At 73.0% G+C, this 13,474-nt stretch carries 11 protein-coding genes; 9 read left to right on the top strand and 2 right to left on the bottom strand.

Annotation, left to right across the window (positions count from 1 at the left end; all coding sequences use genetic code 11):
- The first annotated feature begins 13 nt into the window (after nucleotides 1-13).
- Nucleotides 14-298, top strand: a complete 285-nt coding sequence (locus GQ466_RS10740; protein WP_161102734.1) for a hypothetical protein — start codon at nucleotides 14-16, stop codon at nucleotides 296-298.
- Here the strand turns inward: GQ466_RS10740 and GQ466_RS10735 are convergent.
- On the bottom strand, nucleotides 264-1,823 hold the full coding sequence (locus GQ466_RS10735; protein ID WP_161102733.1) for a hypothetical protein: 1,560 nt from the start codon (nucleotides 1,821-1,823) through the stop codon (nucleotides 264-266). The genes GQ466_RS10740 and GQ466_RS10735 overlap by 35 nt on opposite strands.
- A 171-nt stretch (nucleotides 1,824-1,994) precedes the next feature.
- Between GQ466_RS10735 and GQ466_RS10730 the strand changes: the two genes are divergently transcribed.
- Entirely contained in the window at nucleotides 1,995-3,239 is a 1,245-nt protein-coding gene (locus tag GQ466_RS10730; protein WP_337193416.1) for a glycosyltransferase family 2 protein, read from the top strand.
- 241 nt (nucleotides 3,240-3,480) lie between these two features.
- A complete protein-coding gene (locus GQ466_RS10725; RefSeq protein ID WP_161102732.1) occupies nucleotides 3,481-5,265 on the top strand; it encodes a hypothetical protein in 1,785 nt (594 codons plus the stop codon).
- A 64-nt stretch (nucleotides 5,266-5,329) separates the two neighbouring features.
- On the opposite strand, the gene GQ466_RS10720 is transcribed toward GQ466_RS10725, so the two are convergent.
- Nucleotides 5,330-6,859, bottom strand: coding sequence for a hypothetical protein (locus GQ466_RS10720; protein ID WP_161102731.1), 1,530 nt, complete (start codon nucleotides 6,857-6,859; stop codon nucleotides 5,330-5,332).
- Nucleotides 6,860-6,971: 112 nt separating this feature from the next.
- Between GQ466_RS10720 and metG the strand changes: the two genes are divergently transcribed.
- The 6 genes from metG to GQ466_RS10690 all read left to right on the top strand — a co-directional run bounded on the left by metG (nucleotide 6,972) and on the right by GQ466_RS10690 (nucleotide 13,415).
- A complete protein-coding gene (gene metG / locus GQ466_RS10715) occupies nucleotides 6,972-8,768 on the top strand; it encodes a methionine--tRNA ligase (RefSeq protein ID WP_161102730.1) in 1,797 nt (598 codons plus the stop codon).
- Nucleotides 8,765-9,574: a TatD family hydrolase gene (locus GQ466_RS10710; protein ID WP_161102729.1), complete on the top strand. Its 810-nt coding sequence runs from the start codon at nucleotides 8,765-8,767 to the stop codon at nucleotides 9,572-9,574. The genes metG and GQ466_RS10710 overlap by 4 nt, the downstream gene beginning before the upstream one ends.
- 142 nt (nucleotides 9,575-9,716) lie before the next feature.
- On the top strand, nucleotides 9,717-10,502 hold the full coding sequence (locus GQ466_RS10705) for a transglycosylase family protein (RefSeq protein WP_337193415.1): 786 nt from the start codon (nucleotides 9,717-9,719) through the stop codon (nucleotides 10,500-10,502).
- 17 nt (nucleotides 10,503-10,519) lie between these two features.
- Nucleotides 10,520-11,479 carry a 16S rRNA (adenine(1518)-N(6)/adenine(1519)-N(6))-dimethyltransferase RsmA gene (gene rsmA, locus GQ466_RS10700; protein ID WP_161102728.1) on the top strand — a complete coding sequence of 320 codons (960 nt, stop codon included), beginning with the start codon at nucleotides 10,520-10,522 and terminating at the stop codon, nucleotides 11,477-11,479.
- Entirely contained in the window at nucleotides 11,391-12,467 is a 1,077-nt protein-coding gene (locus tag GQ466_RS10695) for a glycoside hydrolase family 26 protein (protein ID WP_161102727.1), read from the top strand. The genes rsmA and GQ466_RS10695 overlap by 89 nt, the downstream gene beginning before the upstream one ends.
- Nucleotides 12,468-12,500: 33 nt before the next feature.
- Nucleotides 12,501-13,415 carry a 4-(cytidine 5'-diphospho)-2-C-methyl-D-erythritol kinase gene (locus tag GQ466_RS10690; protein WP_161103818.1) on the top strand — a complete coding sequence of 305 codons (915 nt, stop codon included), beginning with the start codon at nucleotides 12,501-12,503 and terminating at the stop codon, nucleotides 13,413-13,415.
- Nucleotides 13,416-13,474: the final 59 nt, after the last annotated feature.

Here is a 13,474-nt window from a genome sequence, read left to right as displayed (position 1 = left end):
GGGGGTGGCGGCCGTGCGCGAGACGTGGACGAGCCACGAGGCATGGGCCTACGAGTGCCAGAGCTGCGGGAATCGTTGGCAGGAACAGTTCGACGTGGTCCACGACGGACGGGCCGCGACCGTCTACACGAGCGACGGACGGCCGTGCGTCCCACCGTGGACCGGGCACGACTGCCCGGACTGCCACAGCGGGAACCTCTACTCGGCGCCGTACCAGCGGAGCCCGGCCGTCCCGCGCTCCCGCCACGACGGCGACCCGCGGCTCATGAGCCGGCTGCGCCGCCTGCACGCCTGGTGAGCCACCTGGTCGGTCGGCGCGGCCGGGACACGCGCGACCGGACGGCCGGCGAGAACGCCATCCCGGCCGCCAGGCACGCCAGCGGCACCGCGGGCAGGACGTACCGGTAGTCGAACTCGGCCGTCGCCGCCGGGGCCAGCAGCAGTCCCGTCGCGAGCACCCACGGCAGCAGCGCGCGTCCGCCGAGCCGCCGCCACATGACGAGCAGCCCGGCGAGCCCGACGAGCAGGATCGCGCCGACCATCGTCCCGCGCAGGTAGAAGACGTCCTGGTAGCCGCGGATCACCGTGGCGAACGGCTCCACCACGCGGGTGCGGGCGCCGCCGTGCTCGTAGGCGATGGCCTCGTCGGCGGCGGTCGAGTCGCTGTCCATCCGCCAGTTGGGGAGCGTTCCGCTGCGGTTGCCGAACTCGTACTGCGCGTACGTCGCGGGGTCGGGGAAGACCGTCCGGCGCCACTGGAAGACGCGGAAGAAGTCGTGCGCGACGACGCCCAGGTAGTCGCCGGGCTGGGCGATGATCGCGCGCTTGGCGAAGTCGTTGGCGGTGGCGTTCTGCTCGGGACTGAACCGCGTCCCGGGATAGCGGTTGAGCGGGGACTTGGCGTTCCAGATGCCGTCCTGCGAGTTCGGGAGCCGGTTCTGCGGCTCGGTGCAGAGCGGCATCTCCTCGACCGGCAGATTGTCGATCTTGTGGCAGTCCGCGAACTTGTAGACGCGCGAGTACAGGAAGATCCCGTTCGACTCGGTGATCGCGAACTTGCCGCTGTCGAGCTTGTACCAGCCCATGTACGCGACGACGGGGATCGCGCACGCCAGCAGCGTCGCCACCAGCACCCGCCAGCCCGTCCGCCGGATCACCAGGTACACGAGCACGCCCAGCAGCACGGGCGCGCCCACCGATCGCGTCAGCCACGACAGGCCGATGATGAAACCGACGGCCGCGCCGAGGCGCCAGGTCGCCTTGTCCCGCCACAGCAGCGCCGTCACCGCCGCGACGACCAGGAACGCGAACTGCGTGTCCGACAGGATGAGGTGCTCCAGCTCGATCTGGTACGCGTCCAGCAGCACCGGGACGGTCGCGAGCGCCGCCCCCCACTTCGGCAGCCGGAACCGCCGCCGCAGCAGCGCGTAGATCATGACGCCCATGGCCAGCCCCATGAGGTGCTGGACGAACACCACCAGCGCGAAGCTGTGGAACGGCTTCAGGACGAGCAGCAGGAACGAGTAGCCGTCGGGCCGCAGCGGGTGCGGGTACGGCTTCATCGCGACGTGCAGGTAGTCGAAGCTGTCGTTGAAGTACATGGCCGGCGTGTAGCCGATCATCGCGTCCGCGCGCAGCAGCGCCGCGACGGTGAGGATCACGGCGAACACCGGGTGGCGGCGGACGAGCGCCCACAGCCCCGAGGCCCGCTCGCGGACGACGGCCGTCCGCTCGCGCTCGCGCGGCGCGGCCGGGGGCGCGACGGCGACGGGCGCGTCGGTGGCGTCTCCGCTGATGGCGGTGCCCTTTCCGGTGAGCGTCACCCGCTCCAACCTTTCCAGGCGGCTGTGCCCCTATGCTTGTTCCCCTGGCGTGCCGCTCGCGGTCCCCGCGAGTCCGGCCGGTGCGGCCCTCGCCCGCCGGGGGCGGGCGCCAAGACAGCGAGCGTAGTCGAAACTACCGCAGCGGGTCACAGCGGTAGCGAAGGAGATCGCGTGGAACTCTCCGTAGTGATGCCATGTCTGAACGAGGCCGAAACCGTCGCGACGTGCGTCCGCAAGACGATCGCCTTCTTCGACGAGGCCGGCATCGACGGCGAGGTGGTCATCGCCGACAACGGCAGCACCGACGGCAGCCAGAAACTGGCCCGCGAGGCGGGGGCGCGGGTCGTCCCGGTCGCCGACAAGGGCTACGGCAACGCGCTCATGGGCGGGATCCGCGCCGCGCGCGGCAAGTACGTCGCGATGGGCGACGCGGACGACTCCTACGACTTCGCGACGCTCGGACCGTTCCTGGACGACCTGCGCGACGGCGCCGACCTCGTCATGGGCAACCGGTTCCAGGGCGGCATCGCGCCCGGGGCCATGCCGCCGCTGCACCGCTACCTCGGCAACCCCGTCCTCAGCTTCGTCGGGCGGCTGTTCTTCGGCAGCAAGATCGGCGACTTCCACTGCGGGCTGCGCGCGTTCAACAAGGCGTCGATCCTGCGGCTCGGGCTCCAGACCGGCGGCATGGAGTTCGCCAGCGAGATGGTGGTGAAGGCCACGCTCGCCAAGTACGACATCCGCGAGCGTCCCACCACGCTCTCGCCGGACGGACGGTCCCGTCCGCCGCACCTCAACACCTGGCGCGACGGGTGGCGCCACCTGCGCTTCCTCATGCTGTACAGCCCGCGCTGGCTGTTCCTCATCCCCGGCCTGGTCTTCATGACGGTCGGGCTCGTCGCCGGGGTCGCGCTGTCGTTCGGGCCGGTGCGCGTCGGCAGCATCGCGTTCGACGTGGACACGCTGGTCGGCGCGGGCGCCGCGATGATCATCGGGTTCCAGGCGGTGCTGTTCGGGTTGCTCACCAAGGTGTACGCGATGGAGGAGGGGTTCCTCCCCGACGACACCCGCGTCCGGCGGCTGCTGCGGTGGTGGAGCCTGGAGCGCGGGCTCGTGTTCGGCGGGCTGCTGGCCCTGGCCGGGCTCGGCGGCCTGGTGGCGTCGCTGATGCACTGGCGCGTCCACAGCTTCGGCGAGCTGGACCCGCGGCACTCGCTGCGCATCGTCGTCCCGGCGGCGACCGCGCTGGTCATGAGCCTCCAGCAGCTGTTCGCCTCGCTGTTCGTCAGCATCCTCGGCATCCGGCGCCGCCACCCGCTCGTGGTGGACGCGGCGGAAGAGGCCGCGGACGTCGTGGACGAGGCGGCGGAGAAGGTCGCGGCCGAAGGCGCGGCCCCCGAGCCCGCGCGGGACTGAGCGCCGTCCGCTCCGCCCCCCGGGTCCGGCCGACCGGTGACACCCGCGTTACCGGTCCTTTCAGCACGTCTCGTAACGTAGTGGACACGATGGGTCCGCGAATCCGAGAACTTCCTGACTGTTTCGGCCGATCCACGGGCCGGACGATCAGTGCGTGGCACGCTGGGCCGGTCATGCTCTCGCTCCCCGTCCCGGCCCGGCCGCGCGCCCGGGGCGCCGTCCCTCCCCCGGTGGACCGCCCGTGACCCTGACGCCCTCGCCCTCCGCTCCCGTCCGCGCCGCCGAACAGGCCCCGCCCGCGCGCGGCGGCCGGTTCGCCGCGCTCGCCGCCCGCCGCCTGCCGCTCGCCCTGGTGCTCGGCTGGGTCGCGCAGGTCGCGCTGCGGGTGTGGTTCTCGCGCGGGCAGTCGATGCCGGTGGCGTCGCCGGACGAGCTGGGCTACCTGTTCTCGGCGCGCGTCCTGACGGGCGGCCCGGGCGCCGACCTGTCCTACGGGACGGTCTATCGCGGCGGCTATCCGCTGCTGCTGGCGCCCGCGTTCTGGCTCGCGCACCGGCCCGACACCGTCTACGAGATCATGCTCGTCATCAACGCGCTGGTCAGCGCGCTGATGCTGCCGCTCGGGTACCTGCTGCTGCGCCGGCTCGGGCTGACCCGCCGCCGCGCGTACGTGTTCGGGCACGTCATGGCGGTCCTTCCGGCGGTGCTGTTCTTCTCGGAGTTCGCGCTGACGGACGCGGTGCTCCCGGTCGTCACGCTCGGCTGGCTGCTGTGCGTCCACTCGTGGCTGACGGGGACGGGATCGGTACGCGCGGCGTCGTTGCAGGCGGCCGGCGCGTCGGCGCTCGCCGCGTACGCCTACGCCTGCCACACGCGCGGGGTGCTGCTGCTGGCCGCGCAGGGCGCGCTGCTGCTGGCGGCGCTGGCGCTGCGGTGGCGGCCGTGGCGGGCGCAGGCGGCCGGGCTGGCCGCGCTCGCGGCGGTGACCGGCGCGGGCATGGCGATGAACGCGCGGCTGCTGCCCGTCCTGTACCCGCACGGCGACAACAAGCTGGGGCACAACCTCGCCGTCCGGCTGACGAGCCCGGACGGCTGGGGCTGGACGCTCGGCCTCGCCACCGGCCAGCTCTGGTGCCAGCTCGCGATCACCGGCGGCATGGCCGGACTCGGGCTGCTGGCGATCGGCCGCGTCGCGGTGCGGCGGCGGACGCCCGGGCCGCTGCGCGCGGTGGCGCTGGCGCTGCTCGCGATCGTCGCGGGCGTCGCGGTGGCGACGTCGGCGGCGCTGCCGGACGAGCACCGCATCGGCAACTACGTCTACGCCCGCTATCTGGCGATGGTGCTGCCGATCCTGTTCGCGGTGGGCGTCGCGACGCTGCTGCGAAAGCCGCGCCGGAGCCTGCTGTGGCCCGCCGCCACGACCGCCCTCGCCCTGGTCGGGACGGCCGTGGTCGTGGACCGGTTCGCGGGGGACCGCCTGTCCACCTACGACTACCAGCCCTACGACTTCCCCGAGACGTCCCTGCTGACGTGGAACTGGACGGAGTTCCGGCTGTGGCCCGCCACCGTGGCCGGGCTGGCGCTGTTGGGGCTGGCGCTGCTGGCGTCCCGGCCGCGCCGCTCCGGCCCGGCGCTCGTCGCGGCGCTGTACGCGGCGCTCGGGCTGGCGATCGTCACGACGGCCCTGGACCGCATCTCCGGGCCGCTCAACCGGCAGTCCGTCGCCGTGAGCGACCTCCGCGCCGTCGTGCCGCGCGGGCAGCACCCGTCCGTGGCGATCGACTGGTCGATTCCGTGGGACGTCCGGTTGCCGCTCGGCTACCGCGTCTGGTGGACGGACATGACCGGCTACGCGGGCTGGAATTCGCCGCCGCCGACGAACGTGGGCGTGGTCTTCGCGGTCTGGGACGGCCGTCAGGCCCCCGCGACGACGTGGCGGGGCGGCGCCCCGGCGGGCTGGCGCGTCGCGGCCGTCCGCCACGGCGTCGACCCGAACGGTCCGGGCTTCGTCGCCTGGACTCACTAGCCCCGCGCGGCGCCGGCCGGGATCGCCTGGAGGCGCCCGGTCTGGTCGTCGTCGGCGGGGCGTGTCAGCGCGGGGGTGCCCAGATTTCCAGGACGTCGTCGGACGAGCGCCACAGCCGGGTCCAGCCCGCCTGGGCGGTCGGGCGCCAGCCGCCGAGGATCTGCGACTCCTGGCCGCGCCAGCGGGTGTAGAGCATCGGCGCGTCCGTCGGGGCGGGGCCGGGGGACGAGTGCGGGAAGTCCTCGATGCGTCCGTGCCACTGCACGTCGCCGCCGGGGGAGCGCGTGTAGAAGGTGAGGGTCTGCGCGAGGCGCCGGTCGGCGACCAGGACGGGCAGGTCGGTGCGTCCCCGGAGATAGCCGCGCAGTTCGGTCCACGCCGTGTCGCGCGGCAGGCTCGGCACCGTCCGCACGGCCGCCACGACGTACACCGCGCACAGCGCCGCCGCCGCGACCGCACCGGCCCGGCGGAACGACAGGGGCACGCGGCGCGCGAACAGGATCAGCGTTCCCGCGCCCCCGGCCAGCAGCGGCGGGAAGACCCCGAACCAGTACCGCAGCAGCCAGGCCCGCAGCGTGACGTGCTCGGGGTCGAGCGTCCCGGCGAACAGCGTCAGCGGGACGGCCAGGACGAAGAACCACACCAGGCACAGCGCGAGCCGCCGGTCCCGCGTGACGATCCACCCGGCGATCGTGAGGACCAGCGCGCCCACCAGGACCGTCCCGAGCGGGTTCCAGTCGTGCATCGCGCGCCAGAACGACTCGGCCGCCAGCCGCCGCGTCACGTAGTCGCGGGAGACGCCGCCGTGCTCGGCCGCCGACAGGATCCCGGCGAACGGGTCGCCCCACACCAGCGCGTTGTGGACGAGGTCGAACACCAGGATCAGCGCCATCGGGATCCCGACCGTGACGTTGCGCCGCCACGGGATCCGCAGCAGCGCCAGGTACGCCGGGATGGCGAGGAACAGGAACGCCAGGAACTCGCGGATGAGGAACGACGTTCCGAGGCACGTCCCGGCGAGCAGCAGCATCCGGGTCTGCGCGCGTCCGGTGCGGCGGCTCGCGACGATGAGCCCGGCCATCCCGATCGCGAACAGCCCCGCGCCGGGCATGTCCGGCAGCATCACGCCCATCGACCACGTGATCTCGTGCCCGTACGGGTTGGTGAGCGTGAAGAACGGGTGGACGAGCAGCAGCAGCGACGCCGCCAGCCCCGCCACGTCCCCGAACAGCGACCGCACCACCAGGTACGTACCGACGAAGAACAGACAGCCGCCGGTGAACGCGACCGTGTAATAGGCGATCGTCCCCGGGCCGAGCACCTCCTGCGCCAGCCGGGCGGGCAGGACGAGACCGATCCGCGTCACCTGGTGCGGGACCTCGGAGAACGGCCACTGGTTCAGCGGAATGTGCGGCCAGTCCCGCGCGCCGAGCCACACGTAATAAGGGTCGAAGTACAGAGGCGGCGTCTTCACGACCCACTGGGCGACGAGCGCGCACACCGCGACCAGGCCCGACAGCCCCGCGACCCGCCGCAGGCGCGGCCGGGCCGGCGTGTCCCGTTCGGATTCCGAGGGGGCCGTGGTCTGGAGCATTCCGGTTCGTCACCTCCGCGTGCCGGACGCCTTTCGTCCGTCCGGTCAGGCTATCGACGCCGGACGGTTATCCGGTGCCGATCCCCGCCTGCGGCCCTCTAACCTTGGTGACATGTCGTCGACCAGCCGCCACATTCTCACCGCGCCCGCGTGGCCGTACGCCAACGGGCCGCGCCACATCGGGCACGTCTCCGGGTTCGCCCTCCCGAGCGACATGTTCGCCCGGTACCAGCGGATGGCGGGCAACCAGGTCCTCATGGTGAGCGGCACCGACGAGCACGGCACCCCGATCCAGGTGCAGGCCGACAAGGAGGGCGTCACCGCCCGTCAGCTCGCCGATCGGTACCACGACGTCATCACCGGGGACCTGCTCGGCCTCGGCATGTCGTACGACCTGTTCACGCGCACCACGACCCGCAACCACTACGCGGTCGTGCAGGAGGTCTTCAAGGGCCTCTACGACAACGGGTACATCTTCCCGAAGACGACGATGGGCGCCATCTCGCCGTCCACCGGACGTACCCTGCCGGACCGCTACATCGAGGGCACCTGCCCGATCTGCGGCTACGACGGCGCGCGCGGCGACCAGTGCGACAACTGCGGCAACCAGCTCGATCCGGTCGACCTCATCAACCCCGTCAGCCGGATCAACGGGGAGACGCCGAAGTTCGTGGAGACCGAGCACTTCATGCTCGACCTGCCCGCGTTCACCGACGTCCTCGGCCGGTACCTGAAGGGCAAGCAGGGGCAGTGGCGGCCGAACGTCCTGAAGTTCGCCACGAACCTGCTGGACGACCTCCAGCCCCGCGCGATCTCCCGCGACCTGGACTGGGGCGTCCCGATCCCGCTGGACGGCTGGCGCGACAACCCCGCCAAGAAGCTCTACGTCTGGTTCGACGCGGTCGTCGGGTACCTGTCGGCGTCGGTGGAGTGGGCGCGGCGCAGCGGCGACCCGGACGCGTGGCGCGCCTGGTGGCAGGACCCCGAGGCCCTGTCCTACTACTTCATGGGCAAGGACAACATCGTCTTCCACGCCGAGATCTGGCCCGCGATGCTGCTCGGCTACAGCGGGCAGGGCGGCAGGGACGGGACGCCGGGGGCGCTCGGCGCGCTGAACGTCCCGACCGAGGTCGTGTCGTCGGAGTTCCTGACGATGGAGGGGCGCAAGTTCTCCTCGTCCCGGCAGGTCGTCATCTACGTGCAGGACTTCCTCGCCCGCTACGACGTGGACGCGCTGCGGTACTACATCGCCGTCGCCGGGCCGGAGAACCAGGACACCGACTTCACGTGGTCGGAGTTCGTCCGCCGCAACAACGACGAGCTGGTCGCGGCGTGGGGCAACCTCGTCAACCGGTCGGTGAACCTGGCGGCCAAGAACGTCGGCGCGATCCCCGCGGCGGGCGAGCTGACCGACGCCGACCGCGCGCTGCTGGCCCGCAGCCGCGACGCGTTCGGCCGGGTGGGCGCCGAGCTGGAGCGGTCGCGGTTCAAGAACGGGATCACCGAGGCGCTGGACGTCGTCCGGGACGCCAACCGGTACCTGTCGGACCAGGCGCCCTGGAAGCTCAAGGACGACCCCGACCGCGTCCAGTCCATCCTGCACGTCGCGCTCCAGGTGGTGGACGACGCCAAGTCCCTGCTCACGCCGTTCCTGCCGAACTCGTCGCAGAAGGTGTACGAGATGCTCGGCGGCGAGGGCGTGTGGAGCGGGATGCCGCGCCTGGAGACGGTGTCGGAGGAGGGCGGCCCGGACTACACCGTCCTCACCGGCGACTACCGCACCGAGGCGCGCTGGGAGTCGGTGCCCATCAAGCCGGGCGTTCCGCTCACCAAGCCGACGCCGCTGTTCACCAAGCTCGACCCGTCCGTCGTGGACGAGGAGCTCGCCCGCCTGGCGGACGACTCATGAGCGACGGGGCGCGGGCGTTCCCGCCGTTGCCGGACGCGCTCCCGGCGCCGGTGTTCGACAGCCACTGCCATCTGGACTTGGTCGGGCTGCCGGTGGAGGAACAGCTCGCGTCCGCCCGCGCGGTCGGGATCACGCGGCTGGTGACGATCGGCGTGGACCTGGAGTCGTCGCGGCTGTGCGCCGACACGGCCGCCACGTTCGACGACGTGTACGCGGGCGTCGCGATCCACCCCAACGACACCGCCGGGATCACCGAGGCGGTCTTGGACGAGATCGCGGCGCTGGCGGCGCTCCCGCACGTCCGGGCGGTCGGCGAGACGGGATTGGACTACTACCGCGACTCGGCCCCGAAGGACGCCCAGCACCGCTCGTTCCGCGCCCACATCGACATCGCCAAGCGCACGGGCAAGGCGCTGGTGATCCACGACCGCGAGGCGCACGACGACACGCTCGCGCTCCTGGAGCAGGAGGGCGCGCCGGACAAGGTCGTCTTCCACTGTTTCTCCGGCGACGCCGAGATGGCCCGGACGTGCGCCGATCGCGGGTACTTCATGAGCTTCGCCGGGAACGTCACGTTCAAGAACGCCGAGCCGCTGCGCGACGCCCTGCGCGCCGCGCCCCCCGAACTGCTGCTGGTCGAGACGGACGCGCCGTTCCTCACCCCGGTGCCGAGCCGGGGCAGGCCCAACGCGTCCTACCTGATCCCGCACACGCTCCGGCTGATGGCCGACGTCAAGGGCCTGGACGTCGCCGACCTCGCGGCGGCGATCGACGCGAACGGCGAACGCGTCTTCGGCCCCTGGTAGGCCGCCGGAACCGCCGTCCCGAACGCCCGATGACCGCCGGATTCGGGGGTTAAGTGGCGATCGTGGGCCCGGTGCCTCTAGTGTTCGGCGGGTCGAGACGGGCGTCCCCCGCGCCCGGCCCGCCCTCTGGAGGAACCCCATCGTGCGTCACTACCGTGCGGCCCTCGGCGCCCTGCTCGCCGTGTCCGTCCTGGCCGGGTGCGGCGACACCAAGGCGCCGCCCAAGGCCGCGGCCGTCAACGACGCGCCGCGCGCGTCCGCGCCCGTGGCGCGCGAGGTCGCCATCGTGATCGACAAGAAGAAGCAGGTCGCGAGGACCACCGGGACGACCGTCGCGCAGGTCCTCGCCGAGGCCGGCGTGAAGCTCGGCCGCTACGACCTCGTGGAGCCGGCCGCCGACCAGCCCGCCGCGCAGACGATCAAGATCACCCGGCTGATCTCCAAGCCGAAGATCAAGGTCGTGAAGACGGCGCTGCCGGTCGTGAAGAAGAAGGACAAGAAGCTCCCGCCCTTCACCCAGAAGGTGCTGCGCCAGGCCAAGCCCGGCGTGACGATCGTCAAGACGGCGTTCGCGCGGCGCGGCAAGAAGAAGGTCGAGATCGTCCTCGCCAAGAAGGTCAAGAGCAAGCCGGTCGCGCAGATCCTGGCCGTCGGGCCGCAGACCGTGCCCACCGGGTCGGTCGCGAACCTCAACTGGGCCGGGCTCGCCAAGTGCGAGTCGGGCGGCAACCCCCGCTCGGTCAACCCCGCCGGTTATTACGGGCTGTACCAGTTCTCGCTGCCGTCCTGGGCGTCGGTCGGCGGGAGCGGCAAGCCCAGCGACGCGCCCGCCGCCGAGCAGACGTACCGCGCGCAGCTCCTCTACAAGCGCGTCGGCGGACGGTGGCAGGGCCAGTGGCCGAACTGCGGACGCTTCCTGTTCTCCTGAGCTGACAGACTGGACGCGTGGGGGACATACTGCTCGGCCCGTCCGACGTCCGCGCGCTGGCCGGGGCGCTCGGCGTCCGGCCGACCAAGACGCTCGGGCAGAACTTCGTCATCGACGGCAACACGGTGCGGCGCATCGTCCGCGCCGCCGAGGTCGGCGCCGACGACGTGGTGCTGGAGGTCGGCCCGGGGCTCGGGTCGCTGACGCTCGCGCTGCTGCCCGTCGTGCGCCGCGTCGTCGCGGTGGAGATCGACCCGGCGCTCGCCGCCGCGCTGCCGGTGACGGTCGCGGCGCGCGCGCCCGGCCTCGCGGACCGGCTGGAGGTCGTCCGGGGCGACGCGCTGCGCGTCACCGACCTGCCGGGCCCGCCGCCGACCGCGCTGGTCGCGAACCTGCCGTACAACGTCGCGGTGCCCGTCGTGCTGCGGCTGCTCACGGACTTCCCGTCGCTGCGGCGGGTGCTCGTCATGGTCCAGGCCGAGGTCGCGGACCGGATGACGGCCGCTCCGGGCGGACGGGTCTACGGCGTCCCCTCGGTCAAGCTCGCCTGGTTCGGCACCGCGCGGCGGGCCGGGCCGGTCGGACGGGCCGTGTTCTGGCCCGTTCCCAACGTGGATTCCGGCCTGGTCGCGTTCACGCGCGGCGACCCGCCGCCGACCACCGCGACGCGCGCCGAGGTCTTCGCCGTCGTGGACGCCGCGTTCGCGCAACGCCGCAAGACGCTCCGCGCCGCGCTCGCGGGCTGGGCCGGGTCGCCCGCCGCCGCCGAACGGGCGCTGCGGGCGGCCGACGTCGATCCGAGCGCGCGGGGCGAAGCCCTGGACGTGACCGCCTTCGCCCGGATCGCACAGTATCGTCTCGGTGGCGCACCGGACGGGAGCAAGGCGGATGATCATGCTGAAGGGGCACAGGGCGCGGACGACCGCGCTGCTGGCGGTCGCGCTGGCCGGGACGCTTCCGGCGGCCGGGTGCGGTGACGGCGCCGGCGCCGAGCCCCGCATCACCACCACCACCCGCGCGGGCGTCGCGCCCGAGCCGCCCGCCAAGGGCGCCTATTTCGGCGTCTGGGCGGCGCCCCCGCCGCTGGACGGACGGCCCGCGCCGACCGAACCGCCCGCGTCCGCCGGGCCCCTCGCGCCCGGACGCGGCGCCACCGCGCCCGGCATGGCGCCCGTCGCGGCCCTGGAACGCGGCCTCGGCCGTCAGGTCGACATCGTGCAGCGCTACTACGGCTGGAAGGCCGACTTCCCCGCCCCCGAGGACCGCGCCGTCGCCGCCGGACCCCGCCAGCTCATGATCACCTGGAAGGGCGGGGACACCAAGGAGATCGTCTCCGGCCGCTTCGACCGGCTCATCCAGGCCCGCGCGCACGCGATCAAGGCGCTCGGCAAGCCGGTCTTCCTGCGCTGGCGGGACATGGACGCCGGCGCGCTCGCCGGCCGCGTCCACGACGCGCCGAGCTTCGTCGCCGCGTGGAAGCACGTCCGGACGATCTTCGCGGCGGAGGGCGTCGCGAACGTCGCGTGGGTGTGGTGCCCGACGGCGAACGGGTTCGCCGGGCGCAACGCGCCGTCCTACTACCCCGGCGACGACCAGGTGGACTGGATCTGCGCGGACGCCGAGCCGACCCCGTCGGCGACCTACATGGATCTCTCGGAGTCGACCAAGCTGTTCTTCGACTGGGCCAAGGACCGTCCCAAGCCCGTCATGATCGGCGAGTTCGGCGCGCCCGTCGCCTACGGGACGCGGCGCGCCGAATGGCTGCGGCGCGCGGCCGTCGTGCTGCAGAACCCGCAGGTCAAGGCCGTCCTTTACTTCGACTCCGACGAGCGGGCCGAGGAGCGCCGCGACACCCGCCGCCGGTACGCCGTGGACGGCGACGCCCGCGCGGTGTCGGCGCTGCGCGAACTGGCCACGCTCCCGTACTTCAACCCGCGGAACGTCCCGGTCACGCCCGGCCGATGACGCCGGGGGCCTAGGCTGGCGGCCGTGACCGCTGTGACCGTCCGCGCCCCGGCCAAGGTGAACCTGCGGCTCGGCGTCGGCCCCCTCCGCGACGACGGGTACCACGATCTCGTCACCGTCTTCCATGCCGTCTCGCTCAACGACGAGGTCACCGTCGTCCCCGCCGACGACCTGACGGTGACCGTCGAGGCCGTGCCCGGCGCGCGGGTCGCGCTGGACGACGTGCCGCTGGACGACCGCAACCTCGCCGTCCGCGCCGCCCGCCTCGTCGCCGCCCGCCTCGGCGTGGAGCCGCGCGTCGCGCTGCGCCTGCGCAAGGCGATCCCGGTCGCGGGCGGGATGGCCGGGGGCAGCGCGGACGCCGCCGCCGCGCTCGTCGCCTGCGCCCGCCTGTGGGACGAGCCCGGCGTCCCGATCCTCGGCCGCACCGAACTGCTGGACCTCGCCGCGCGGCTCGGCAGCGACGTCCCGTTCGCCCTCGCCGGCGGCACCGCCCTCGGCACCGGACGCGGCGAGAAACTGGCCCCGCTGCCCGCCGCCGGGACGTTCCACTGGGTCTTCGCGACCGCGTCCGGCGGCCTGTCCACCCCCGCCGTCTACGGCGAGTGCGACCGGCTGCGCGGCGCCGCCACGTTCCCCTGGCCGCCCACGACCGACGACCTGGCCGACGCCCTCGAAGCAGGCGACGCCAAGGCCCTGGCGGCGGCACTGGGCAACGACCTTCAGGACGCGGCACTCTCCCTGCGCCCGTCCCTGCGCGCCACCCTGGACGCCGGAACCCGCGCCGGCGCCCTGGCCGCCCTGGTCTCCGGCTCCGGCCCGACCTGCGCGTTCCTCGCCGAGACCGCCGACCACGCCGACGCCCTCGCCGCCGCGCTGGCCGCCGAGGACACCGTCCGGGACGCCGTCCGAGCGACCGGCCCCGCCGCCGGAGCGACAATCCAGTGACCACCGGAGGAGGCGGAACATGACACTTTTGGTGCTCCTGCTGGGACTGTTCCTCGTAG

Source organism: Actinomadura rayongensis, from assembly GCF_009831215.1.
GTDB classification, from domain to species: Bacteria; Actinomycetota; Actinomycetes; order Streptosporangiales; family Streptosporangiaceae; genus Spirillospora; species Spirillospora rayongensis.
The sequence above is the reverse complement of the archived record's forward strand: the minus strand, read 5'-3'. Positions and strand labels throughout refer to the sequence as shown.

Bases quoted from the DNA above. Each gene is read 5' to 3' on its own strand.
- metG (WP_161102730.1), top strand. From the start codon at position 6,972: ATGTCGTCGACCAGCCGCCACATTCTCACCGCGCCCGCGTGGCCGTAC.
- GQ466_RS10695 (WP_161102727.1), top strand. From the start codon at position 11,391: ATGATCATGCTGAAGGGGCACAGGGCGCGGACGACCGCGCTGCTGGCG.
- GQ466_RS10710 (WP_161102729.1), top strand. From the start codon at position 8,765: ATGAGCGACGGGGCGCGGGCGTTCCCGCCGTTGCCGGACGCGCTCCCG.
- GQ466_RS10720 (WP_161102731.1), bottom strand. From the start codon at position 6,859: ATGCTCCAGACCACGGCCCCCTCGGAATCCGAACGGGACACGCCGGCC.